At 47.0% G+C, this 23,633-nt stretch carries 21 protein-coding genes and 2 pseudogenes; 13 read left to right on the top strand and 10 right to left on the bottom strand.

Features of this window, described 5'->3' with window-relative positions; all coding sequences use genetic code 11:
* Nucleotides 1-96: 96 nt before the first annotated feature.
* A complete protein-coding gene (locus SIB58_RS01795) occupies nt 97-459 on the top strand; it encodes a hypothetical protein (RefSeq protein ID WP_067326562.1) in 363 nt (120 codons plus the stop codon).
* Between the two features lie 1,994 nt (nt 460-2,453).
* Here SIB58_RS01795 and SIB58_RS01790 read toward each other — a convergent pair.
* On the bottom strand, nt 2,454-3,260 hold the full coding sequence (locus SIB58_RS01790; protein WP_231884177.1) for a hypothetical protein: 807 nt from the start codon (nt 3,258-3,260) through the stop codon (nt 2,454-2,456).
* A gap of 955 nt (nt 3,261-4,215) precedes the next feature.
* Here SIB58_RS01790 and SIB58_RS01785 point away from each other — a divergent pair.
* Entirely contained in the window at nt 4,216-4,479 is a 264-nt protein-coding gene (locus SIB58_RS01785; RefSeq protein WP_074159361.1) for a Nif11-like leader peptide family RiPP precursor, read from the top strand.
* A gap of 323 nt (nt 4,480-4,802) precedes the next feature.
* Nucleotides 4,803-5,072 carry a Nif11-like leader peptide family natural product precursor gene (locus SIB58_RS01780; protein WP_082823370.1) on the top strand — a complete coding sequence of 90 codons (270 nt, stop codon included), beginning with the start codon at nt 4,803-4,805 and terminating at the stop codon, nt 5,070-5,072.
* A gap of 302 nt (nt 5,073-5,374) precedes the next feature.
* Here SIB58_RS01780 and SIB58_RS01775 read toward each other — a convergent pair whose 3' ends face one another.
* A complete protein-coding gene (locus SIB58_RS01775) occupies nt 5,375-6,646 on the bottom strand; it encodes an FAD-dependent oxidoreductase (protein WP_067326555.1) in 1,272 nt (423 codons plus the stop codon).
* Nucleotides 6,647-7,449: 803 nt separating this feature from the next.
* On the opposite strand from SIB58_RS01775, the gene SIB58_RS01770 reads away from it, so the two are divergent.
* Complete coding sequence (locus tag SIB58_RS01770; protein ID WP_066910519.1) at nt 7,450-8,238, top strand: hypothetical protein; 789 nt, start codon at nt 7,450-7,452, stop codon at nt 8,236-8,238.
* A 1,121-nt stretch (nt 8,239-9,359) separates the two neighbouring features.
* Here the strand turns inward: SIB58_RS01770 and SIB58_RS01765 are convergent.
* A complete protein-coding gene (locus tag SIB58_RS01765) occupies nt 9,360-9,623 on the bottom strand; it encodes a hypothetical protein (RefSeq protein WP_066910516.1) in 264 nt (87 codons plus the stop codon).
* Between the two features lie 508 nt (nt 9,624-10,131).
* On the opposite strand from SIB58_RS01765, the gene SIB58_RS01760 reads away from it, so the two are divergent.
* A complete protein-coding gene (locus SIB58_RS01760; protein WP_156486677.1) occupies nt 10,132-10,491 on the top strand; it encodes a hypothetical protein in 360 nt (119 codons plus the stop codon).
* Between the two features lie 163 nt (nt 10,492-10,654).
* Here the strand turns inward: SIB58_RS01760 and SIB58_RS01755 are convergent, their stop codons facing one another.
* Nucleotides 10,655-11,524 (bottom strand): NAD(P)H-binding protein, encoded by an 870-nt coding sequence (locus SIB58_RS01755; RefSeq protein WP_066910510.1) that lies wholly within the window; start codon nt 11,522-11,524, stop codon nt 10,655-10,657.
* A gap of 169 nt (nt 11,525-11,693) precedes the next feature.
* Here SIB58_RS01755 and SIB58_RS01750 point away from each other — a divergent pair, with 169 nt between their 5' ends.
* Both SIB58_RS01750 and SIB58_RS01745 read left to right on the top strand, forming a co-directional pair.
* Nucleotides 11,694-11,846: a hypothetical protein gene (locus tag SIB58_RS01750; protein ID WP_156486676.1), complete on the top strand. Its 153-nt coding sequence runs from the start codon at nt 11,694-11,696 to the stop codon at nt 11,844-11,846.
* Nucleotides 11,847-12,356: 510 nt separating this feature from the next.
* A complete protein-coding gene (locus SIB58_RS01745; protein ID WP_066910504.1) occupies nt 12,357-12,665 on the top strand; it encodes a hypothetical protein in 309 nt (102 codons plus the stop codon).
* A 427-nt stretch (nt 12,666-13,092) separates the two neighbouring features.
* Here SIB58_RS01745 and SIB58_RS01740 read toward each other — a convergent pair whose 3' ends face one another.
* Nucleotides 13,093-13,548, bottom strand: a complete 456-nt coding sequence (locus SIB58_RS01740) for a hypothetical protein (protein ID WP_156487728.1) — start codon at nt 13,546-13,548, stop codon at nt 13,093-13,095.
* Nucleotides 13,549-14,647: 1,099 nt separating this feature from the next.
* On the opposite strand from SIB58_RS01740, the gene SIB58_RS01735 reads away from it, so the two are divergent.
* Both SIB58_RS01735 and SIB58_RS01730 read left to right on the top strand, forming a co-directional pair.
* Nucleotides 14,648-15,016 (top strand): Nif11-like leader peptide family RiPP precursor, encoded by a 369-nt coding sequence (locus SIB58_RS01735; RefSeq protein WP_414494693.1) that lies wholly within the window; start codon nt 14,648-14,650, stop codon nt 15,014-15,016.
* 1,071 nt (nt 15,017-16,087) lie between these two features.
* Nucleotides 16,088-16,348, top strand: a complete 261-nt coding sequence (locus SIB58_RS01730; protein ID WP_074159359.1) for a Nif11-like leader peptide family natural product precursor — start codon at nt 16,088-16,090, stop codon at nt 16,346-16,348.
* 1,010 nt (nt 16,349-17,358) lie between these two features.
* Here SIB58_RS01730 and SIB58_RS01725 read toward each other — a convergent pair.
* Both SIB58_RS01725 and SIB58_RS01720 read right to left on the bottom strand, forming a co-directional pair.
* Entirely contained in the window at nt 17,359-18,234 is an 876-nt protein-coding gene (locus tag SIB58_RS01725) for an EamA family transporter (protein ID WP_066910489.1), read from the bottom strand.
* A gap of 248 nt (nt 18,235-18,482) precedes the next feature.
* Nucleotides 18,483-18,812, bottom strand: coding sequence for a hypothetical protein (locus tag SIB58_RS01720; RefSeq protein ID WP_067326544.1), 330 nt, complete (start codon nt 18,810-18,812; stop codon nt 18,483-18,485).
* A gap of 343 nt (nt 18,813-19,155) precedes the next feature.
* Between SIB58_RS01720 and SIB58_RS01715 the strand changes: the two genes are divergently transcribed.
* Together SIB58_RS01715 and SIB58_RS01710 are read left to right on the top strand one after the other, a co-directional pair.
* Nucleotides 19,156-19,458 (top strand): DUF3303 domain-containing protein, encoded by a 303-nt coding sequence (locus SIB58_RS01715; RefSeq protein WP_066910483.1) that lies wholly within the window; start codon nt 19,156-19,158, stop codon nt 19,456-19,458.
* An 88-nt stretch (nt 19,459-19,546) separates the two neighbouring features.
* Nucleotides 19,547-19,705, top strand: a complete 159-nt coding sequence (locus tag SIB58_RS01710; protein ID WP_156486674.1) for a hypothetical protein — start codon at nt 19,547-19,549, stop codon at nt 19,703-19,705.
* A gap of 791 nt (nt 19,706-20,496) precedes the next feature.
* Here the strand turns inward: SIB58_RS01710 and SIB58_RS01705 are convergent.
* The 3 genes and pseudogenes from SIB58_RS01705 to SIB58_RS01695 all read right to left on the bottom strand — a co-directional run.
* Nucleotides 20,497-20,859, bottom strand: a pseudogene (locus SIB58_RS01705) (Nif11-like leader peptide family RiPP precursor); the annotation flags it as partial.
* A gap of 214 nt (nt 20,860-21,073) precedes the next feature.
* Nucleotides 21,074-21,199, bottom strand: a pseudogene (locus tag SIB58_RS01700) (Nif11-like leader peptide family RiPP precursor); the annotation flags it as partial.
* Nucleotides 21,200-21,505: 306 nt separating this feature from the next.
* A complete protein-coding gene (locus SIB58_RS01695) occupies nt 21,506-21,772 on the bottom strand; it encodes a Nif11-like leader peptide family natural product precursor (RefSeq protein ID WP_074159358.1) in 267 nt (88 codons plus the stop codon).
* A 434-nt stretch (nt 21,773-22,206) separates the two neighbouring features.
* Between SIB58_RS01695 and SIB58_RS01690 the strand changes: the two genes are divergently transcribed.
* Together SIB58_RS01690 and SIB58_RS01685 are read left to right on the top strand one after the other, a co-directional pair.
* Nucleotides 22,207-22,404 (top strand): Nif11-like leader peptide family RiPP precursor, encoded by a 198-nt coding sequence (locus SIB58_RS01690; RefSeq protein ID WP_066910477.1) that lies wholly within the window; start codon nt 22,207-22,209, stop codon nt 22,402-22,404.
* Nucleotides 22,405-22,801: 397 nt separating this feature from the next.
* On the top strand, nt 22,802-23,470 hold the full coding sequence (locus SIB58_RS01685) for a hypothetical protein (RefSeq protein WP_066910474.1): 669 nt from the start codon (nt 22,802-22,804) through the stop codon (nt 23,468-23,470).
* The last annotated feature ends 163 nt before the right edge of the window (nt 23,471-23,633 follow it).

Here is a 23,633-nt window from a genome sequence, read left to right as displayed (position 1 = left end):
CAGAAGCCTATGCACTGGACCGTGGCCCGGAAATGTTGTGATGGAGGCTGAAAACGGAAGATGTAAATTCAATCCGTCAATGCCTTAAAAAATAGTTTGAGAAAAATCCTCCCGACTACGATTGCAGTCGTAGCCCAGTTCACACTACTTTTCTCCATCACCGAATCGAAGGCTGCAAAAATCGAACGCTACGAGTGGAAAACAGAAGCCATCAAAGCATGCATCAGCTGGCTAAAGAGAGGCACAAAATATACTTATCATGACGACGAAACATGGCTTGAGGACAACAACCGAATCTGCGTGGACGGGAGCGAGAATGATAATTCAACAGAGATCACTGGAATGGAAGACCCATCCATAGAATCCAAGAACTATGTTAACATGCCAAATCCTGTTGAAATGAAAATAATCAAGTTCTTTGTTTATAGAGAAGATGATGGGAGATCACTTAATCAATAAAAACAGGAATAATCGGCATGGATGCTTTCGTCAAGCGTGCGAGAGCAGTCACATCTGATTGAGCACTACTGAGACCTGGCGATGGCGCGCGCATTGCGAAAGTGCGTGTTCGTACGCGATATGGATTAGCACCAGATCAGGGGAGATAAAGTGGTGAAAGTGTGGAGGATCATTGACACCAAACCTTGATCCAGGCTCAGGCGTAAGGTTTATACAGCCATAAAACAATATCGATGCAGCTTGAGTGGAGAGTCCGACTATAAGCAATGAGAGTTGTACTCTATATCCACCAAAGCCCCTACCAAAGCGGGGCTTATTTATTGCATCAATTACACCCAAATTCCTTAGATTAGCCTCCAACACCTTGCGCGATTGGGCAGAGGCAACCAGAACTTATCAACGATCAAACCTGCTATCAAACAGCAACTCAAACCAACACTCATACAGCCGCAGACATCAACTCCGGTAACCGGTATTGGTGCCATGGCACTGCACGGAGGTCATGCGATTATTGCCAACAAACTGAGAGAACCTAAGATCATTTAGCCCGATCAGATCAGCCGCATATGCATAGTAGTGGCGGAATGAATCGGAAGCGCACTTCCCCTTTATATCGCCAGATACAGCGGTAACAGTGGCAGTCATTGATCTGCTGTTGCTATTGCGGTTAGCTCTTGAGGGCATGAGCTTGAGCAATGGCTGCCAAGCGAAGACCAGAGCAAACCAGGGCACGGGCAGAGGCTGAAACCGAGATTCTGGGAAAGGGTCGATGGAGGCAGCTACGAACTAACGGCCGATTGCACGCGCTTGCCTCGAAAGATGCTGACAGGCAACGGTGCCAATCAGATACCAATCTGCTGAGAATCGCCAAATCAGCGGCCGTGCCTGGGATCGTGTCGCAATCGCGCAGATGCAAAAAAAATCGCCTACGGATTGAAAGGTGCCCAGCAAGGAACGGTGTTGGCTGGCTGTGCAAAACGCGGATGGGTCATATCTGCTGGTTCCAGAACGACTTGATCACCGCCCACTCTCAGTGGGTCATTGTGGAAACCAGGCCATGACGCGGCAGTGGTCAGCCGGTCATTAGACACATGCTCAGGCATAACACTATGGAAATACAGGAAACAAGGTCGACAATCAATTTCAGTGCTATGAAACAGACCTATCTGAAAAAACGATGAAACTTGTCAACAAGCTAATATTAGCAGCCTGCTTCTTTATGATTACTGGGTGCTCATCTAGACTTGAAAAACAGCTTCTGAGATGCGCAGACTTTGATGCGTCTCAAATCACGATAGCTACAGCCATGAAGCGCCTGGGGCTAACTGCACAACACACAAATGTCATGAGTGAGATAGAGATCGTCAATGAATACTGCGATACTTTAGACTAAAGCTCCCCAATTATATTGGCCAAGACAATTATCACGCATTGGCTAACAGCATCAGAATTAGCCAACAAACAGATATTGCACCACAACGCCGTCGAAGCCTGGGAATCGATGCATACGCCTGACGGAGGCAAGTGTTATACGCCTAAGCGGTGATGGATAGGCGAAAAGGCTTAACTCGTTTTCAAACGGTGAATTCTTTCCATACATTGACTGCTTGCCACTCCAGCCACCCATCTGCATATCAAACCTTTTCGCGATGCCGAGAGTCAAAAAGTGAACAGAAATTTCTTCATACCTGCATCGGTCTCTTTGATACATGTGAAGTAGAGCAGCTCAACATACACATTCACCAACCCTGCACGATTGGAAGATGGCGTGTGTCGTGGGCTCATTCAATCACCTTTAAAAGCTCAAAATCAGCCTCAAATACCTGACACGATCGAACGCAGATGAGCAGAAGTTGACAAAACTGACTTTTTATAATGTGGTGTTGATAGGGGACATTGCAGCCCCAGCAAGTGCGCAGGATTCATTGTTTGCCTGCTAAGGAAGCAGAAGTGATCACACTTTCCGACGACGACTGTTTTAAAAGTAAGCTCTTTTAAGGACCGACCTTTTTGGAATCAGCCAAGAACCGTCGACGTTCCCAGGCTTTGAGACGTCTGCTGTCATCAAACACAATGCTGAGCTGCTGAAACAACCCCACACCAAGCAGACCGCCGATCTCCAGCTGAAAGGCACCTTCCGGCAGATACTCAGGAACCGAAAAAACCAGCGCATCCTGCATGACGGCAGTCCTTTCATGGCGCATGAACTGATCTGGAACAAAAACCGACGACTGAGTTGTACTCACCTGACCAATGCAACCAGGCTGTGGCAGGAACGTTTCCACCACACCAGACCAACCCCGCAGCGGTGCCAACATCGCCTCTGCAGTCCTGAATGCAGGACGTTCCGGTTCGGGCACCGAAGCCCTGCAGCAACGGAAACCAACGGCGCCCACTAATTCCAGGCGCCAAAGCGTCCCCAGTGGCTCCCAGATCAGCACCAGCATGGATCGGGACCGACCATGAAACAGATTGATCTCGTGGCCGAAGCGGCGGCGGTCAAGATTTGGCACAAGACTGGACTGACCTCCAGCTCCTTGAAATTGCCAGCATCCGCCGCCGGCGTTGTAGGTGCTGCGGCTGATGTCATACCTGGCCTGGCCGCCGGGGGCAAAGAACAATCCAGATCCATCCCAGACGCCGGTGTCGGGATCGCTAAAAGAGATGTCGTACGTCGTGGGATCCATCACCCTGACCGGTGATACGAGATCAAGTCGGTCCTCCGCATCACGCCCGAACCAAGCACCACGGCCCTGCCAGCACCCCTGGAAGTTGAGCCGATTCAGCGTCCATTGATCCATCATCACTGACACAATCCCAGGCCCAAGAACTCCCTAGGGTCACCTCTAACGGCACCCGAGGCATGGCGCTGAAAATCGTCGGTCGCGGCTAGTTCAGCAATGATCTGGCGGGTCAACAATCGTGGTCAAAACCAATCTGGCTGAGGATTCCCTGCCCAGTGATCAGCTCGATCACATGGCCAATGACATAGCTGAGCATCGCCGGACGAACATTCAAGATCTCAGAAAAGGTGCTGAAACCAAATCTGTATTGAGTTGAAGTTTTCATGTCTTGGATTGATTGATTGATTGATTGATTTTCACAGTTGAAAGACTTTGATCTGCTGTGATCAGTCGGCTACAGCTCAAAGGCTGCATGGAGCTTCTGGGGAGCTGGTGGTCAGAGGGTCAAGCTGATTCCAAAACTGGCTTAGCAGGTAACACCGAGAACACAAGTGGAATGCTGCGAAAGATTCTTTTATTTGGATGGCAAAAAATACAGGGAAGTTACTTTCCAAAGATCAAAAAACGTAAAAGTCTAGGCTGAAGATTCAGCAGAAGCTAATGCCAATAAAAATCCAGCCTTCAGAAGTGAATCAAATCCTGAAACACTGAACCCTGTTCATTTAAAGTCATAACTAATAACCGATGCCTATCTACTTCAAACTGCCATTCCTGGGGCCGAATTGATCAGTGGCGACTAAAATCAAGAAAGGGATTCTTATCGAACGATAGAAGAGCGACACGAAGTACTGGCTTGAGCCCCAATCAACAACTCACCATCCCCGCAGGGTGGGGGTTATTCATGTCAATTCATACGATCCAACGTTGCCAGTGAATATGACTGAACTTCAGACCAAATCTGACTGCTCCTTCAAACGAAGGATCTTGAAACCGTATCTTTTTGTGCGGCTGCCCCTCTCCCGACTTCTAAACAGGAATCGTAGAGCGAAAGGGTACCAAATACAGACACATCATGTCACAAGAACAACTCCAAGCATTCATCAGCCAACTACAAGAGAACAAAAGCATGCAGGCCGCCCTTAACAAGGCAACTGACTATGAAACTGTTTCCCTAATCACTCAGGAAGCAGGATTAAAAGCAACTTTTGAGGAACCACGCATGGAACTGACAAACCAAGATCTGGAAAGTGCTGCTGGTGGAACAAACACGCTTTCAACAGGCTCATGCGGCAACACATACACGGCCACATGCAGCCCATACTCAAGAAAGTGTTAGAAAACAAGAACTTGCTAATCCTATCTGACAACAGGATCTAAAACCACCATGAAGCCTCATGGTGGTTTTCCATACCCGACAAGCTTGCCAAGGATCCATTAACTTAGTTGAGCAACAAAGCCCTTTCAAATCAGAACCTTGACAGGGGAACTGGATTACACAAATTCGGAAACAACAGTAGCACGAATGACATCGATTACTAGCTATTTTTCCAAATTACGCCAACAATTTATTGGGTAAAAATGAGGTTTTTTATACCATAACCGCCAACGCAGCGTGCCGTGCACACCGTTGCTATGACTGTCAAAGCGAGGCAGGAACCTATGTCCCCAGAACAACTCAAAGCTTTCTTAGAAAAAGTCAAAAGCGACACCAGTCTTCAGCAGAAACTAAGAGCTGCAGGCAATGCCGAAGCTGCCGTTGCCATAGCTGAAGAAGCAGGTTTTACGATTTCTTCTAACGATTTAAAGGACGCTCAATCACCGGACCTTTCAGATGAAGAATTGGAGGGCGCCGCTGGCGGAGGAGACTGTGTTCTCGGTCGGGCGTTGAGTTGTTTGCTATTGGGAAGTTACGCGAAACAGAAGAGGTAAGGTACTAATCAATGCCCCATCAGCAAAAGGGGGTAATCATTTCTTCAGACACAAGCTAAATCCCGTTGATCAACCTTTAAAAGCTTACACAATTGTACAGAGGTAGATAACACGAAATGGCGATTCACCTCAACTTTATAGTGATTTTAGAGGCTGTCCTGAATGCTTTTGAGCCACTCCTCTGGTATTCCTAGCAATCTCTCTGTTCGAGCTCCACCTTGGTTGGGGATGGCTGAGTTTCTTCGGCTTGCTGCCATTCCCGCCAGCATTTAATAACCTCATAGTTGCAACTTTCAATCTCTTTATTGAACACTGAACGAACGAGAGTTGCAGTAGTCAAGAATCAAGTGTTCGGAAATTCTTGATGGCCTGATTCCAAAGGCAATTATCCGCGCTGGCAGATTCCGCAAAACTGGAAGCTTGAGCAAAATTCGAAGCAACAAAGGCAACCTGAAGGGTTGGGCATTATTGAGAGCATTCTTAATGATGTGGTTCTGAACCATGGTCTGAAAGTCCTGAATCGAATGAACTGCCCCCTCCCGCTGCAATTGCACAGTCTCCAACTGATCTAGGCCGATAGATTCTTGTCTTAGCGCTTCTGTAAGCAGATTTGCAGCCGAGATTGCATCCTGAATCGCCACATTGATTCCTACGCCTCCGATTGGGGACATCACATGAGCAGCATCGCCGATTAGCAGAAGCCCTGGCTGATGCCACCTCTTCACGAAACTGGATTGAACGGATAAAACAACAATCTGCTTCCAGGACTTCAGCACATGCACCCGGTCTGCAAGCCAGGACACATGACGGCTCAGATCTCTGCGAAAGGCGTCCAAACCAGCAGCCTTGGTGGCCCCAAACTGTCCTTTTAAGAGCACATAACCAACCTGCCACTCCCTGTCACGTTCAAGGAGCACAACCAGATGACCTCCGCCGACGTGAAAGCGAAGCTGATCATGGGGATCGTCAGGCCTCCGAGGCACGCGGAACCAAAGAACATCCATCGGTGGTGAGGTGCTCTGCAATTCAGCCCCGCAGAGACTGCGAACCTTGGAAAATCGCCCATCTGCTCCAACAGTGAGAATGGCACGAACCTCATGCAGTTCATGCTGCCGATCTCGGTAGAGCACTCCATGCGAGGAGCCACTCTCTTGAATGAGTTCCTCCACCCGAGCTCCCATCACCAGCTCGAAACCTGAATAGCGACTGGCTTCTCCAGCGATGCAGTTAAGAAACTCAACTTGCGGGAGCACAGCAACAAACGGGAAGCGCGTTTTCAGGCGACGAAAATCCGCCAAGTTGGTGAGTAGTCCCTCAGAACACAGCTGAGCCATCTCCATTCGGCCATGCGGTATCTCAAGGACACGCTCGGCCAGACCGATCTGATCGAGGGCTTCAAGAATCGCTGGGTGAATAGTGTCTCCACGGAAGTCTCGATCAAAGTCGATCTGAGACTCCAAAACTGTGACCTTGATCCCCTGACGAGCTAACAAAAGACCAAGCATGAGTCCGGCAGGCCCACCCCCCACGACGCAGCAATTCGTCGTGCGATGCTCGATGACGTTGTGATCCATAGCTGATCGATCAGCTCACAACTGCATCATGAGCCGAAAGGTATGAAATGAAAACCTGGCGGTACCGCAGGCGCATTGAAAGCCAACAACTCTGAATTGAAGAGGGGTAGTCAAGCCATACCCGCTTGGTCGTTCATCAACAAGCCGATACTGTTCTAATATGCATGCCGATCAACAAGTGGTCTGTCCTTGTTCGCCATCTGCGCTGTCTAACGGAATCGCCTGACCACCAAGAGGAAGAACAACTCCCTAAGGCCGTTAGTCGATTCAAGGATAACTGGATGTAACGCATTCGCTATTTCCAGAAACACCCATTTCAGTATCACCCCTATCCACCCCAGGCATAGAAAAGACAGCTGTGGAAAAAATAGTGAGCTCTGTCACTGGCCATTAATGAGCTTTTCTCACTCATTTGATTGATTGAAATCAGTCCGGCAGGTGGATTCTGTAATATCACTGCACCAATCGATGACGTTCAGACATTTCTGTCAGTTTTCAGATAAGAACTGGTTACAAACAATGCCAATCTGACAAATGAAATTGACAATACAGACATATCCAAAGTCCAAACTTTACCAAGATTGCGAAACACTCAAAAAATGAAGAGAAAGGCAAGACTCATGAATCCTGGCACTTGTGAATGACGAACGGGGAAAGCGTTGGATCAAACAACCCAAAGTTTCTAGCACAAGCAACGACCACCACCAGCCATTACACCAGGGTCGTACTTGGATCAAAGCAATAGAGCGCCATACATGAAAAATACAATTTAAAGAAAGAATTAGCGTGAAGCAGGAAACCATTTGGACAAACCTCAATTCCCTCGCTATCAATATGTAACCAACAAAGCCGCAGGCAACAATATGGTTCACTACTCTCGGGAGTTCATCAGAAGATTACGCTTACGCCATCGTGGATATATCACACTTTTGGCAGCACAAGTTATTTTTCTGCTGTTACTACCAGTAGCAGAGCGCTATCCGGCTTTTCAATCTTTCCTAAACATAGCCCTTGCAGGGGTAATACTTGGGCTGGTCAGCCGCTATACACAAATAAAAAAGCTGAATTCAGTTTTCTTTGGGCTTGGAATTTTCGCCATTACGCTTGAAGTAATCTGGCGTTTGAGCCTGGAGCTACTTCCAAACCTAGGCCAGTGGCTTACATTTTTGCATGTCATCACTTGGATTTTATTTTATTTTGCAAGCATTTTACGTCTAATAAAATCACTCGTACGCGAACCATTCGTAACTGTTGCTGTGGTAATGGCTGCGGTGGAAGGTTATCTCTTGATTGGGGTGGCCGGTGGCGTGCTGTTGACAGCAACTCTTGAGCTGCATCCCAGCGCATTTGATTTCAACATTCTCACCAATGGTGGTACAAATAACAACCTGGGAAGCACATCGAGTACAGTTGGCCATTTTTCGCCGGTGTTAATGGCAGCAGCTTTTAACCTTTTAACCACAGTAGGATCTGGAGTTGTAAATTCGGGAGATACAATCTCTTCAGTAGTTGTCACAATCATTACCGTGAGTGGTCAACTGTATGTGGCGATCCTGATCGCTTTAATTCTTGGACGATCTCATTCTCGATGACAAGTTCGAAGAATATATGGTCCCAAAGCTCACCTGTTTAGCTCCTAAAGGGTGGTTATACAGCAATCACCAGCCAGAGGATGCTACTGAAACCCGTCGCGCCAAGACTATGTCCGAAGAAACATAGATCCACATTTGAAGCACGCGCCTGAAACCTACCCAGCAAAAAAGACAGCACTTTAGACAATTGATCGATTCCATAAACAAAGTAGTTCTGTTAGAGAATGCCGGATCATCAAGCCTTTTCTGGGTCGCCCCCAGTTGCCCCAGGAATTAAGAACTTCTTCAAAACCTAGAAATTCTTGACGACGACAGGACTGAAAATTCGCTTCGAAGTAGGTTATCAAGGCTTCGAGTCGATCAGGGTGCAACTCGGTAGCACGACGCATCCAACCAGGTTGATGGAGTCAGGCGGTCGGGAGTGGAATATGTGAGTATTGGGCTGCACTAAAGGAGAGTTTTTAGGGCTACCCAAATGGGGGAGGCAACCGTTCTGAAGACCACCTGATGGGGTGAAGTGGAACAAGTAAAGTTGGGCGATGGTGAGTACATCGGGGGAAACCCTCCTCTATTCACGGCAAACCTATGAATTTCATTTCTAGATTGTCAGCTGCCGCTTCAGTCGGCATCACTTGATTGGTTGCAGCTCCAAACCAAGCACAAGCAAATGAATGCTTCGGGCTTTATGGCTCTGAACTAAACACTTGTCAACAGACGCAAAGCAAGAAAAGCAATAAGAACGATTGATGTTAATCATACTGTCCTGAGGGAACGCGTTATCAAAAAATCAAGGCTGGTGGTCTTCTCTTCAAGCGAACTGTGGCTGAAGGTTGCTTTACTGACTACCAGGCCAGCAATCCAAAGATCAATGCGCAGAGGGCATATGAAGCTCGTACCAGGAACAACCTGAATCAGATACAATCTCATCATTGCACAACAAACTTAGTTGGCAATTCTGCATTTACTAATTGCATCTGAGCCGAATATCGGCAAACATGATGCCATTTTGGGGCAGTTCAAAGCAACACTTAATCTTGAAGAGAAAGTAATGTGAGTTATGCGGATACCAACCATCTCCCGTGCAACCAACTCTAATGAAGCACAACCAAACGAGTGCAGCGTTACGGATAGCCTAACAGAAAAGTTTCTTGAACAAGAATAATTTGCTCAATTTCATTAATTCCAACTAGCAGCATGATTGAGTCGCCAGAGCCGCCCGCGAAGATCAACTCAAATTCAACATTGTTCCAAGTACCATTAACCAAAAGCCGAACAATATCTGCTACAAAAGTATAGTTGTAAATAACAGGATATCCCTCACCAGTGGCACCAATAAATTTATCGGCACCTTGACCTCCCCAAACCTCTCCTTGACTGATAAACAATATGTCATTGACTTTACCAAGCTTATCAATGAAACCGAGTAGTTTAAATCATGTAATCGAGCTTGCCGGATTGCTAGCACTGATTCAAGCAGGTTCAGTCCATCGAACCCTTCGAAAAGAGTGATTCAATCGTTGGGATATTGCAGGTAGTGTTGGCAGTAGCAAATCCAGTGCAGGTAACCACCACCGCACGAGGAATGCGCTCAAGCAGAAGCGGACCTTCTGGAGCTTTGCAGCTGGAGCCAGCTTCGAAAAAATAAGACCTTCCAATTAGTTGAGGAGAACCCTGCTGCACGCGCGTAATATCAGTGGCAGCTCACTGGTGGATTCGATGTGATGCATTGGGTCGAGCTGTGCACGCAGAAATGACTTTGGCCCGTTCAGGGGATGCGCCTTCAGCACCCTTTCAGCAACGATGCGATCAGACGTGACAATCAATGGAAGGTCTCAAAAGTGTTGTTGTCGGTTCTGTTGTTGGCGGTCTACTGGGTGCGGCAAGGATTTTGCAGTGGCAGGGCTGATTACTACCAGTGCCGAGGCAGTACCAACTCACATCACATGTGCAGACATAACATCAACATGGAATGGTTCTCCCTACACATTGTTCACGCGACAAGTATTTTTCGATTTTGATGCAAACAGGGCGACTATTAACGATAAAGAGAGGCATTTAAAAATAACCCCAGCCGAATTAAAAATTTATGAGACAGGTAAAAACAGAAACGGCAAGCGCACAAGCTATATGTTCAGAGTCGATCGCAGCACGTTGAAATACAATCATGCATATGAGTTCATTGGCTCTGGGATTAAGTTCATAAGCAATGGACAATGTCAGGTCGCCAAAGTGCTTGCAGGAAATAAAATTTGATTATCACTTCGCGGGCAATCCTTCCAACCGCATATCTTCTAATTCATTGTTTACTCTCTTCAGAAGTTGAGACACGAAGCAGAGTCAGACGTATCCGAGCATTTTCAAACAAGCTCCTGCATAGTGATAAGATAGCCTGCGCAATATAGGCTTTCGATAGTTGTTAGGTGCTGAGAAAAAAGTTTGCATTATCAATCCACCACTCCTTCACGGATTTTGATTTCTTTCCCGTGAGTCTCGTAAAGTCATCTGTCGTCCGAGCAGCCTTACCTGCACGGAAAGCGTCGAGGTGACACATCACCTCAATATCTACATCTGATTCTGAAAAACCGGCTTCTGTGACCATCAGCTTCCGAAACTCATCTCTTGGCATGTCTTGATAGATGATGCGGCGATCAAGAGCTTCTGTGGCAGCAGTGGCCACATCCTCGAAAGTCACGGCCTTTGGCCCAGTAATCACATATTCACAACCACCATGTGCATCATTATTTGATTCTAAAACAGCTATGAATGCATCTGTGACATTGTCTAATGCCACAAAACCAACCTTTGCTGCTCCAACACAAGACATCAACATGCTTTCACTTTGGATCAATTCCCGAAATGGTTTGAAATTGGTTTCCATGACTGTCTGAGGACCGACAACCGTCCAGGGCAGACCCGAGGAACGCATTAATTTCTCGGTGGCCAACCCAGCCGCACCAAGTGCATCATCATGCTGCACTCCACCAGTTAAAAGGACAATCTTTGCTCCATTACCAGAGCGAATCATAGCCTCAATAACGTTTTTCTCTCGGACTTCTTTCTGATCGTCCATGGGTGCATTGACCAACACCTTGTCGACTCCATTCATTAATTTGAGCAAAGATGAGGGATCATCCATATCGGCGGGAATAAGTTCAGCCCCAGGTGCATCCAACGTTGCCAACCCTTTTTCAGATCGTGCTGTTGCCCTGACTGGCAGGCCACGTTTGGCTAAGCCTTCAACGACAGGACGACCAAACATGCCAGTGGAGGCCATGACAAGGATCATCTTTGTTCAATCCACTCTACGAATTGGAATAGCAGATTTTGCAGCTGCCGGCACGATGGCCGTCTGCAAACGGCCCCAGACAGCTGGTCTGAGGTCGTTTGAATTGTTACTCAGTGCGCACAGAGAGCCGGCAGCGGACGCATGAAACCGCAGAACTTCCTTCCTCGACATGCAACAGCCAACCCAGACCGTTCTCCAGTACGGAGCGATCATCAAGCAGTCACTCGATGATTCGAATCCATCAAGCGGCGTCGATAACAACATGGCTTCTCAGCCAATCCTTACCCGCCACCAGCCGATTTTTATGGCCGGGAAGTCATGAAAGCACAGGCTTGAACAAAAACTGAAGCAGGCCTTGAAGAGCGATCTGAGCGATTCAACAGGCGTTCACGAGAACCTCGAACTGTCTATACAAAAGCTGTGTAGCGGAGTTCACCAGAAGAGCTGTGATTATGAAGAAGTTCAGGGACAGCGCCTCGAAACATTACTCCTAACAACAATGACAGCTTCCAATCAGATCAATACAATTCATGACCTTTGGGAAAAGTGAAACAAACTTCCAAAAGAAGAGAGAGAACCAGAATCAGCAGAAGGTCATAAGCTATCAGTTGAAAAGCGTTGGAGAGAAGGGAAAGCTTATGAAGAGACCATTCTCATTGGCTTTTCAGGTTGGGCTGATACAGACGCAGCTGAAGAAACTAAAGCTGTTGGTCATCGCGGTGGCGCGCATCCTGAAACTCAAAATGTAGTTGAATCAGATGTTGGCCCCACCCTGCCAGATGATTCTCTGCGTCCAGCACTCCGAAGCAATACAGAAACCTCAGTCACCGAAGTGGCTAACGACCTTACGGGAGAGACATTTCTCAACGCTAGTGGAATATGTCATGAGCATGACTACAAAGTTGTTCATCCGTACCGAGATCTGGGATCAGGTGCACCTGATTTACTGAACGGGAGAACAGCTGATGAAAATGCTGTCAACAACATCGTCATAACAGTGAAAGTGAATTCGAATAATAGAAATGAATCTGAAAACATCCTCGAAGCAGACTACATCTCCAAACAAGAAAAATTAATCGCGCTTAAGGCAGATGTAATCGTACCGCTCTTGACTGGCCAGCCTATGACGGGTGATCAATAAGAAGGCATTGGGCTTCACGAGAGCTATCAAACATCTTACAAACAGGCGGATGGCGTTCACATTGTTTATACTCAATACAACAATTAACACTACAAAACTTCCACATAAAGCCGAACCAAATGCACAAATTGAACTGCAATATCTGGCATTAAGGATAGGCTAATCACCAACATTCAACGGCCTGGTCTCAACAACAAGCCACTACCGACGTGCCGTTGGATTGTCGATGGTGAAGCGGTATACCATTCCTTCCAGGTCGTTCATTAGCCAACCGAATCCGTTCCCGGATCAACTTTGGCCACCAAGTGACCAGTCTTTATTCGGCATCCGATATATCAGCGATCACCAAGCCGAAAAGGACGGTGATATAAAAACAGATAAGCCGGCTCAATAATTATTGCGAACGCTACTTTGAATTAAGTCGACATCAAAGATTGGATTGATCGCGAGCACAACGAATTGATGGATTTCCATCAAAATCAAGATACCAAATCGACGATTGACCTGACAGGATAAGACTGAAATTTGGCCCCTCTGGACTCGTATGAACCCAGCGCCCACCAAAATCTCCAGGAAACACTGATAGCAGCCTGTATCGAGAAGATCCAGACTGCGGAGTTTTCAAGCGAACCTCAATGAGATCAGCCAGTGGAGAACGATGGGTCGATTGAGCAGACAGCTCAGTCACTCGAATCAAGGTGCCATCCTCGCAATCAAGAGAGAACTTTTTCGGCACAGCTGCCTGAACTTGCGGGAATATTAGAAATGGCACGCACCCCAGCAGAGACAACGAAGCATTAGCAACATGCCTTTGAGTCATCACTCCTCCAATAATTTGAGTGCAGTGGCCTGCATGCATTTTTCCATGTATGGCGATCAACACGTAGGGGAGCAGGGAGCCTGCTTGGGCTTGGGCAACGATGGAGAAATGCCCTGAGCCTGCATGTGTTCATCGATTGACTCTTCAGCTATACCCGCACAGCGCGGCAGGTAGAGCAGCCCCGAGCCACCCGCCCTCTTTACATTCCGCAATAAACCGCTTAACATTGGTTTATCAGAGAAAGCTTTATGTTCGGAACATCGGATCTCTTGGTCTTGGTCGTCAGCTTCGGTGCTGCTTGCTTCACACTCAGCCTTTACAAGGCAGCTCGACCGGCACAGTGATCAGCCAATCGACCAAATCGAAAGTCAAAGCTGCGAACACGTCATTTCTAAGACTTTTCGCTCAAACACTGTCAAGGACCCTGTGTCTTGCTAACCAGCATGGTTTTCTTGCTGATGATGTCCAATAGTTTCAGGCTCCACGGCAACTCTGTTGACGGATTGAAAGTTCGAGCAATCAGAGCACTCTATGCAAGGAGACATGATTCATTCAGAGAAGACTCAGACCTGACTGATCGCCTCTTCACAAGCATTCGGTCCAGAGAGCATACCTTGAGCTCGTATTCTTCAAAACCTTATCGAGGCTGCAGCAAACAGAAAATCAGTGGCTTGAATTGATGCAACCGAGACATTCAAAATTCGCACGTTTACTCCTGGTCTGACACTGGCTCATATGGAAAGTGAGACAAATGAAAGCTTCCATTCATTGAGGTTGATCAGCATCTTCCTGAGGACAGGAATCTCCTATCAAGATCAGTGGCGAGAGGATCTTCAACAGTCGATTTTTATAAATCATCACTGTCTTGAAACTCGGGTCTTTTTCGACTTTGCATTGGAAACACCAGCAGCATTGATGTCCTTTTCCAGAGAGTTGACATCGGTTTAAGTAGTCACCACTTCGCTTTAGCTCAACAGCGTGACCTTGAAGCGCGCGAACTGTCATCAGCCATCCATGCGAAAGTCACCGCTTCAAGCATGACCGTTTCCAGCCAGCTGGCTTCTGCCTGTCCATCGCCACCAAGCTTGTGAGTCTGCTTCCGTGCAACCCGCCCGGTCAGGTCCTGAAACCGTACTGCTGAGGTCGGTTGCCCCTCTACTCCGTGCAGCGTGAGAGGCGCAGAACGAAAAGGTCCTTCTCGGAGACACCCATAACTCAAGAACAACTCAATGCATTTTTGGTAAAACTCGAAAGCAATAGATACCTCCAAGAGACGATCAGAACTGCAAAGTCAACAGAAGAAGTCATTGATGCGGCGAAATCAGCAGGTTTTGCATTTTCTGCAAACGGCCTCAATCAACCATCGAAAACTACAGAAGAGAAGCTTGAAGAAGCAAGCGGAGGACAGTTCGGATCTCACTGCATGTGTCATCATAAAACTCTATGCAAAACGATTCGGTTGACCTCTGAATCCCTTGACAAGCGAGAAGTCCCGCCAAGAGCGGGTTTTTTCTTGGGGATTAACGCCTGAACCTTCACAATCCGTTGTTTCCAAAAAATCAAAACAACAAAAGCAGCCAGCCATGCTGAACACAATTGCAATAGCAACTATTGAACAGGATAAAATTAAATCAATACTGATGTCCATTAGACACTAACAATTTCAATCAAGACAACTTCAGCGCGAGAAATCAATTCTTTCTCCCTGGAATGAGCCCCCTAGGCTCTGTTATTGACTTGCAGGGTCTTCTACCACCAGGCAGGCAACGTAACCGCCCGCCTGATTTCTATGTGGTCTACCAAGCTTCGATGACGTTATGCCAGAGCATCCGTAACCACTGGCTGCACGTTGCCCCTCCAATGGCCTGGTCTCCACACGAATCGCACCGAATGAAGATGAATAATGAGTGGTCCCATTCTCACCATTGGAGAACTTCCTGATTTATGAAGCATCAAGACGCTTGACTTCCTCCACAAACTTGTCTCCACTATGAGAGTGCTCTCGCTTCTTTTCGTTGGGATGACTGTGTCGTTCCTCTGCACTAGCTTGCTTCAGCGGTTCTTTCTCACGATGAACAGGATCAAGCCGTTCAAGATCAGCTTTGTTTGGGCGTCTGCCGCTTTGATGATGTTCGTTACTCATTTCAATTGACCTCCTTTCGGAAGGTGGCTGGCCCCTGGTCCTTCATGAGTTCATTTGTCTGTCTGTCAACCTTCTTGAGTTCTTCATTACTGATCGTCTTGGCTGACAGGTGATTCACACTGCGGTTCCGCTCAACTTCAATATCGAGAGAACCGGCATCCGATCGATGCTTTTGGTCATTCTCATGACGCTTAGCGTCCTGACTCTGATTCATCAAAGTGCATATAGCTAATTAGTTCATAGCAAACTCTGAATTCCCCGGCCATGTTTGCCCAAATCCTGCACTCACACCGTTTCCAGCCAGCTGGCTTCTGCCTGTCCATCGCCACCAAGCTTGTGAGTCTGATTCCGTGCAGCCCGCCCGGACAGGTCCTGAAACCGTACTGCTGAGGTCGGTTGCCCCTCTACTCCCTGCAGCGTGAGAGGCGTAAAACGAAATGGTCCCTCTAGGAGACACCCATGACTCAAGAACAACTCAACGCATTTTTGGTAAAACTCGAAGGCAATAGAAGCCTCCAAGAGACAATCAGAACTGCAAAGTCAACAGAAGAAGTCGTTGATGCGGCGAAATCAGCAGGTTTTGCATTTTCTGCAAACGGCCTCAATCAACCATCGAAAATTACAGAAGAGGAGCTTGAAGAAGCAAGCGGAGGACAGTTCGGATCTTACTGCATGTGTCATCATAAAACTCTCTGCAAAAACGATTCGGTTGACCTCTAAATCCATTGACAAGCGAGAATCCCCGCCAAGAGCGGGTTTTGTCTTGGGAATTAACCCCTGCACCTTCACAATCCTTTGTTTCTAAAAAATCAAAACAACAAAAGCAGCCAGCCATGCTGAACACAATTGCAATAGAAACTATTGAAAATAGGATAAAATTTAATCAATACTAATGTCCACTAGTCATTAGCAATTTCGATCAAGACAACTTCAGCACGAGCCGTCTATTCTGTCTCCCTGGCATGAGCCCCCTAGGCTCTGTTATTGATTTGCAGGAACATCAGATAGCCCTAAAGACACCAGTACTCAATGTGCGTTATTGCACCGGCGTTAAGAGCGAACATCAGAAATACACTTAAAACCTCAACCTAATCCTATAAAGAAACCCTTTGCAGATGCAGGTATTTCACACATCAACAACTTCCAGAATTCCAGAAATCACGCTTCAATGCCTGGCAAAATTGAGCGCACTTGAACACCATGAGGGCAATGCATTGGTACAGCACATTCGACACAAAGAGCCAGCATTGATCCGTCACCAGCATGGCGGGCATCATTTCAAGCGTGAAGACCTAATCACTCAGCCCGTTATGGACTGATGCCTGCTTGACCTCCTTGACAATAATTCACTGCTTTGGCATGAATTCTGTTTTTAGTCAAACCACTATTGTGTAAGTGCTGTCGCTGATACTCGACGCACCTGTTGATCTCGTGGCTCTCCCAGGCAAAGGGGAAAGCATGCAGGATTGCGATTGATCCGAAAAAAATTGCGATTAGCTCGCCTTCTTTAAAATGCATTGCAGTGGTTTTACCCCACTGCATGCTAAGTGAAGCGGCTGAGATGTCTGATCAACTCATCACCTAGGAGGGCATCGCTTCCACCCGACTGTTTGTTGCACGTGCTCCTAGCAATCGAAGGATTTATGCCTGAGTATCCGGCGCATAAAACAACTGAGCTTGAAAATGTAAATCTCTTGCGTAGGTAGGATGACAAACGACCAAAGAACTTTTCAAAGCGCTTTAAGACGTTTCTCACCGGAAAAGATCGCACTAAGAGCAGAAAGCATAATAAAAAATATACCGATCCACTGGTAGTGATCAAGGTGAACATCGAAAAGCCAAGACTCTGCAAAAGCAACAATTGGCAAGTTAAGTAATAATATATTCCTAAAAGTCACCGGTGGCAAAGCAAATGCAGTCTTTGAAGCTGTAAAACTCTCTAGCATTTTCAAGCATCCAGTAGCCAGCAACAACACCCAGAGCACTGCCAATGCAGGGTAGGGGGCCGCAGGCAATCGTGAAATCAAAATCAGCCCAAAACAGGCAAAAACCACCTTACTAATCTGCTTAGAGAAGACAACTTCTTTTGCATTGACAATTCCGCGCATTCTGCCGGTCAATATGACGGCATTCGTACCAAATATCAGCGTAAAAACGCCAAACAACAAACCAATAAAGGAAAATGATTGAAGCTTCACTCCTAACACAAGGAAAGCCCCAACAACAGCAAAAAAGACTGCCAAAACCTCTAGCAACATGGGCGACCTTGCCTCGATACCACATGTTCGAAGCAACAGTGTCACAGAAGAAAGTCCGATAAACATTGTCGCAATCGACGCCGGTAAATAATTGATACTGAGCAGGACCGAAAAATTATACAGCCCACTCAATAAAGCCATTGAAATAACCAGCCTCCACTGCGTATGATCCCAGCTTTTATAGACATGAGATCGCTTAACAACAGAGGGGATTAAGGCAACAATTCCAACACCTGAAGCGAGCAACAACCATGGCGCAGAAAAGTGCGCAAGAAGATATTTAGACAAGACAATATAGAAGCTAAAAACAAAGCAAGTAGAGATTCCCCAGATCAACCCCCTAACCACGGCATCGGTAACAACTGGAGGCAGAATACAACAGTCTGAAAGCAATCAAGCATTTCACAAAGGCGTCCAAAAAAGACAAAATCCAAGCAACACAAATATCAATCACAAATAACAGGGGGCATGGCCATCAATATTTAAGCGTGGAGTGGTTGATAATGACTTAAAGGTGAAATTGCCAATCGCGAAAAATCAGCCATCAGTCCTCTGTCTACACCAGAGGCTTCTTCGGCAAGCCGGGGCCTGACTTGCTAATCCAACTGACGCATTGAGAGCAACAGTTCGAGAACAAAGTCGTAGTCGATACAGCTCAGCATCTGTTCAATGCATCCATAGGCTTTGCCGTGCCCAATCTCAAACCACTCGGTGAATGCCTCGTCGCTCAGCTTTGCTTGCCAATCCAGAGCATCTCGCCGTATCCAGGCTGATACGTCGTCCGAGGTTTGACAATGCAGCAGCTCCTCGGCGGCTGCATCGTTGATCAAGTCAACGATGATCAGGGCATAACGATATGTGGCTTCTTCAAGCTCTCCATTCCCCGACCAGTGTTCGATGTCGTGAAGGGCCTGAGATCGATTCATGCATGTGCTCCAGGATTCTGTCCTACCTCGCTACCCCACAACCAACGAGCTCGTTAAGAGGCAGCACTTACCAATTGCTTTGGAGACCCTACCTACAGCAACTGCATCAGTGGTTCTTTGAGGGCCGTAAGTGGCCCAGTTGCTCAATAGCCAAGGGATAAATTCAAGGCCTATGCCAGAAGTGGCGTATTCGTGAAGACGACGAGCGGATGACAGTCCAGCTGTGCCCAGACAGAACGGGCTGAAAGTTGCCATAGAAAATAAGATCAGCGCGGCAATCAACATCTGAACACTTGCCCGTGCCTATGCAGGCGATGATCGAGCAACGTCTGCAAGCTGTTAGATGGCACCCTTCATGATCCAGTGGTCCGCTCCCGATCCCGCTAGTGAGGAGTACGCCAAAGCAATCGTGGATTACATCAAGGGAGGGAAGCCCATGGATGAATTCGCCGGTTTCAAGCTGCTGGCGCGCCAGATCCACCCTCACACCGGTGGAGGCGTACTGCTGGTGGAAGCCGACAACCTGGCAGCAGTGCAGAAGCACACCTATCCATGGACCAAAGGCATCGGCGTCACCGCTGAGATTATCCCCGGCCTCAGCGATGAGGAGTTTGTCGAGCTGGAAGAGGGATTGAATAAGGTCTGACCAGCTGAACCAAGGGCCGAGCAGCGGTGGCCCCAGGCTTCGATGGCAGTATTCCTGAGCATCCGTCGAACCACCGCTGCCCCCAACAATGGAGGAGCCTGATCTCAATCCAAACCAAGCAGATGTGCGGCTGGCATGGCATGGCGGAAGCTGTGGACCTTTGACGCTTGGCGTTGAACCTGAGGTCTGTCGTGATTATGCAACTGGCAACGATGGCGAAATCACCTTCACCTTGACGCCACACTGAATCGTGCATCACTTCACCCATGCCTGAAGTTGAATAGACATGCCTTCGAGCGCTGGCTCGTCTGAAGTCAAGCGTCCGTGCATGCGGTAACTGAGGTTCGTGAACGCAAGTGAACTTCAACGGTGCGGAGGCGGGGACTGAGTCGTCTGGCAACGAATTCCGAACGACTGACCGATGCCATGCCTCTGGATCGTCTTGATACCGCACTTGAGCTCAACTTTTTCTGACTCGGCGAACAAAGAGCAAGCCAAGCAGCCTGGCCCAGGCTGCAGAGACAGGCGTAATCACGACTCTTCTCTTTGCTTTTGGGACGTTCCTATACGCCAGGCCCAAAGAATCGTCAGAGCAGCGCCAAAAGCCATCACGTCCAGCAAAAGCTGTTCAACACTCAAAGCAGGTATCCAAACGGAAGGTTTCAGTTTTTAGCTACACAGCCTTGACTGGCGCTTCAAATACCGTTTACAGAAGAAAAATCCAGATATACATAGATGTGCATTCAGATAGGCAGCAAGTGGCCAAATACACAATGCATTCACGTCAGACTTCCATCGAACTCCGCGCTGATCAATCGCGACATGATGCTGCCGAGTGAGCCAGAGTTTGATCACTTTCAGTCGGGGAGCCTGTTGCCATGAAAGCGAAGCAAAAGTGATAAAAGATCCGAAGGGGTGGGCAATGAAGTCTGGTTGTGCAGATGATCGCCCGACAAACAAGCTCACACCAATCAAACAACGGACTGTTCAGGGTTTTCCAAAGCCATCCGTGCAGAATCATTGCAGTGAAAAGCAGACTTATGAAGCAAAAAAGGCAGCATCGGCAAGATCGGCACGAGGGTGACCATGGCTTGAATTTTCTGAATCATCAGTAAAGTCGTCAACATCGTCAATGAGCCGTTTCAACAATGGACTTTGAGTTTGTAAGCTGGTTTTCTCCCGCAACATGCTGAAGAGACCCATGGACAGGGCTTCCGATAAAACACCTATTGGGGTAGATAGATCAATTAACTGGTTCTTGCAGCCATAGCCAGCCACGTCTTCCAGTGCTACTTCTGAAAGTTCTGATTGTGCCTTCTTCAAGTCGTCATGAGAAATACTAAAACCCAATGCTTTGGCAATAGAAACCACAGCATTAACATCAGCAGAGGCTTTGAGTAACTCAAGAAAAGCCTTGAGTCACTCATCGGACATAACCTATCAAAGCGAATAAATGAGTTTTTTATTAACTCAAATGCTTACACTGATCCCACCCTATAAAGTTATACGTGTCCTTATGTGATTTGTTGATTGCACACTGTACGGTCACTTTAACGTAAGTACCCCAGCCCCCTCCGCTTACGCATTCCAGATCTTCTTCAGAAATCTCTGATTAAGCCTTAGTTAGGTCATCAGCAGAGATACTAAAACCTGCTTTCTTGGCAATGGCAGCAACAGTATTGGCATCAGCCGCTGCTTTTAGCTGCTCTTGAAGACTGGTGTTGCCTTTGGCGTTCGCGATGAAAGCGGTGAGTTATTCTTGTGTCATGGTTTTAAGGAGTGAATGTTTGGGGGTGTTGCCGCCTCGACTCCTTCAAGATCACAGCCCTTCTGGTGAAACCCGCTACACGGCACTGGTGTAGACCCCACGAGGTTCTGGAGAGCTTCTGGCAAGTGGCTCAGAGTTCTGTCGCCACCTTTTTGAAAATGCAAATACTTTCACCTGCCGATTACGGCACAAATGCGCTCACTCGTGCCAGGTATTGGAAGGTTATCTTTGGACTTTCAAGGGATAATCAAAAAAACAATAAACGTCATGCTTGAGCCATTAGACACCTGTACTAGTGCAACATCCAAAGTTCATGTTTCCGCAAATGGGCACCGTAGGGCAACTTTCGCCACCAGCCACGCCTTCCAGCTCTTCTTCAGTGAGCTTACGGCTGCTCTGATGTAAGACGTCTGCGGTGAATTCATGACCATGTTCTTTGGCAATGCCTACAACGTCTGCAGAAGTCTTAGCTACTTTTAGTCTCTCCCGAAGATTGGAATCGTCTCTGACTTTGGCGAGGAAGGCTTTGAGTTGTTCAAGGGACATGGGTAGCAGAAGTCTTTAACGGTTATAGCAACGATAATTTGCAGCGTCTTTAGCTAATATTTAATGCGCTCAATCGCGCCAGGTATTGAAGGCTGATTTATGGGATTAGTCAGGCTGTTGAAAAAATAAAAGCCCATGAAGTTGCAGGGGCTTTGATGAGCAGCAGGGGGGGTACTGGAAATTGTTGGAGCAGGAGTAGGGTCAGAGTAATCTCAATCAGCTCTCGTACTACCAATCAATAGGGCTCAGCGTGACCGCACCAATCCAAACCCTTGCAGAAAGTTCTCGCAACTTTAGGTACTTTTTTATTTGTTGAGTCACCTCCAAACGGCCCAAAATAAACCACAATACCTGGCGCAATTGAATTCGATTCATTCATAAATAAAGACACATCCTCAGATCATTGCTATGACGAAGAAACAGATTGCAAAACCATGTCCGAAGAGCAACTTAAAGCATTCAAGAAAAAGATCAAAAATGACTCAAAACTGCAAGACAAAATTAAAGCAACGACAGATCCAAGTGCCATCGCAGACATCGCCAAAGAATTGGGGTTTTTGATTTCTCTATCAGACCTTGCGGACGGCCTCGGCATAGACGAACTCGATGGAGTTGAATGGGGCATTGACTAAAGCCAAGCAACACAGAAAATATTCTGAGCAGAAGCTAGCCTCAATCAAAGCATCAATCATGCGGTACAATTGAGCTAAATTGTGCAGATAAAGATCCAAGCGACTTTAAAAATGGAATGCTGATATGAGATATCCACAACAAGACCAAAATCAATTACAGCAGATTTTTACACTAAATCATTCCTATGAGGAAACCTACTCATAGGAGAGAATTCGGCAGGGCTTGGCGGCATTCCAGGATGCGTGCCAAGGCCATAGATGTAAAAAATCAGCATCAAGCATGATCAACTGAAGTCACGATGCCACCAACTCAAGCAAAATATCGCAAGCCCCAAAGCCCATACTCAAAGCATTGCAATATCATTTTGCTAGCCTGGATTTAACTGAGCACACAAGATTGGCCTTTATTGACGCATTGACAAAATATCTGTCAAGACCTAGGGAGATTTATTTTTTGATGATTTCATACCTGTTTACGACTGCATTCAACAGGTCGCTTTCCCTGACAGAGATAGAAAACGGCCGCACCAAGCAATTACTGATGGACACAAATTTTTTCCTAGAAAATCTCACTTCTCTTGGCCACCCGTTGAATAGCCTGTTTCTCCTGGCAACAGCTTACTTAATAGTTTCTGGAGTCATTGGGAGAAATAATCGATTAGGGAAAGACATTCTCGCAATCTTTTTGTCAATGTGCTGGCTCGTTGAGCTGCTCTCCATCAACCTTCTCCTCATAGCTCCAATAAAAGATCCAAAGCTGCTTCTGGTGGAAATGTTGCTGTTCCTGCCAATTATCATTGTCTCCTTTGCCTGGTGGTACTGGCGAATAAACTATTCATACTTCCAAAAAAACGAGGCAGAAACAGAACCAATCACATTCAAAGCGCCCCCTTCAATACTGAATTACCTATACCTTTCAATTGATACATTTTTCAAATACCAGCCCAGCTACGTAAGTTTCAACACTAAAAGCGCAAAGTCTCTCCATTTATTTCATGCGATTGTCAGGTTAAATATTTTAGGCTTAACGCTAGGTCGCGCAGTCAGTTTGGCAACGTCTGCGTGACGACGCTCAGGTTTGTCTTCGTTGAAGTTACCCAGAAGTATGCCAATGAACGCTTAGAAATCAATTTCAAGCATGAACGCAAACAATTCATCAGAACGAGACTGACAATTCTTTATCTTCTACATATGCAAAGGTGGCGAGGCCGACCAACATCATAAAACGG

The sequence above is a fragment of the Synechococcus sp. MIT S9504 genome (assembly GCF_047497135.1).
GTDB lineage: Bacteria > Cyanobacteriota > Cyanobacteriia > PCC-6307 > Cyanobiaceae > Synechococcus_C.
Note: the sequence above shows the minus strand (reverse complement) of the source record. Positions and strands in the feature narration are given on the sequence as shown.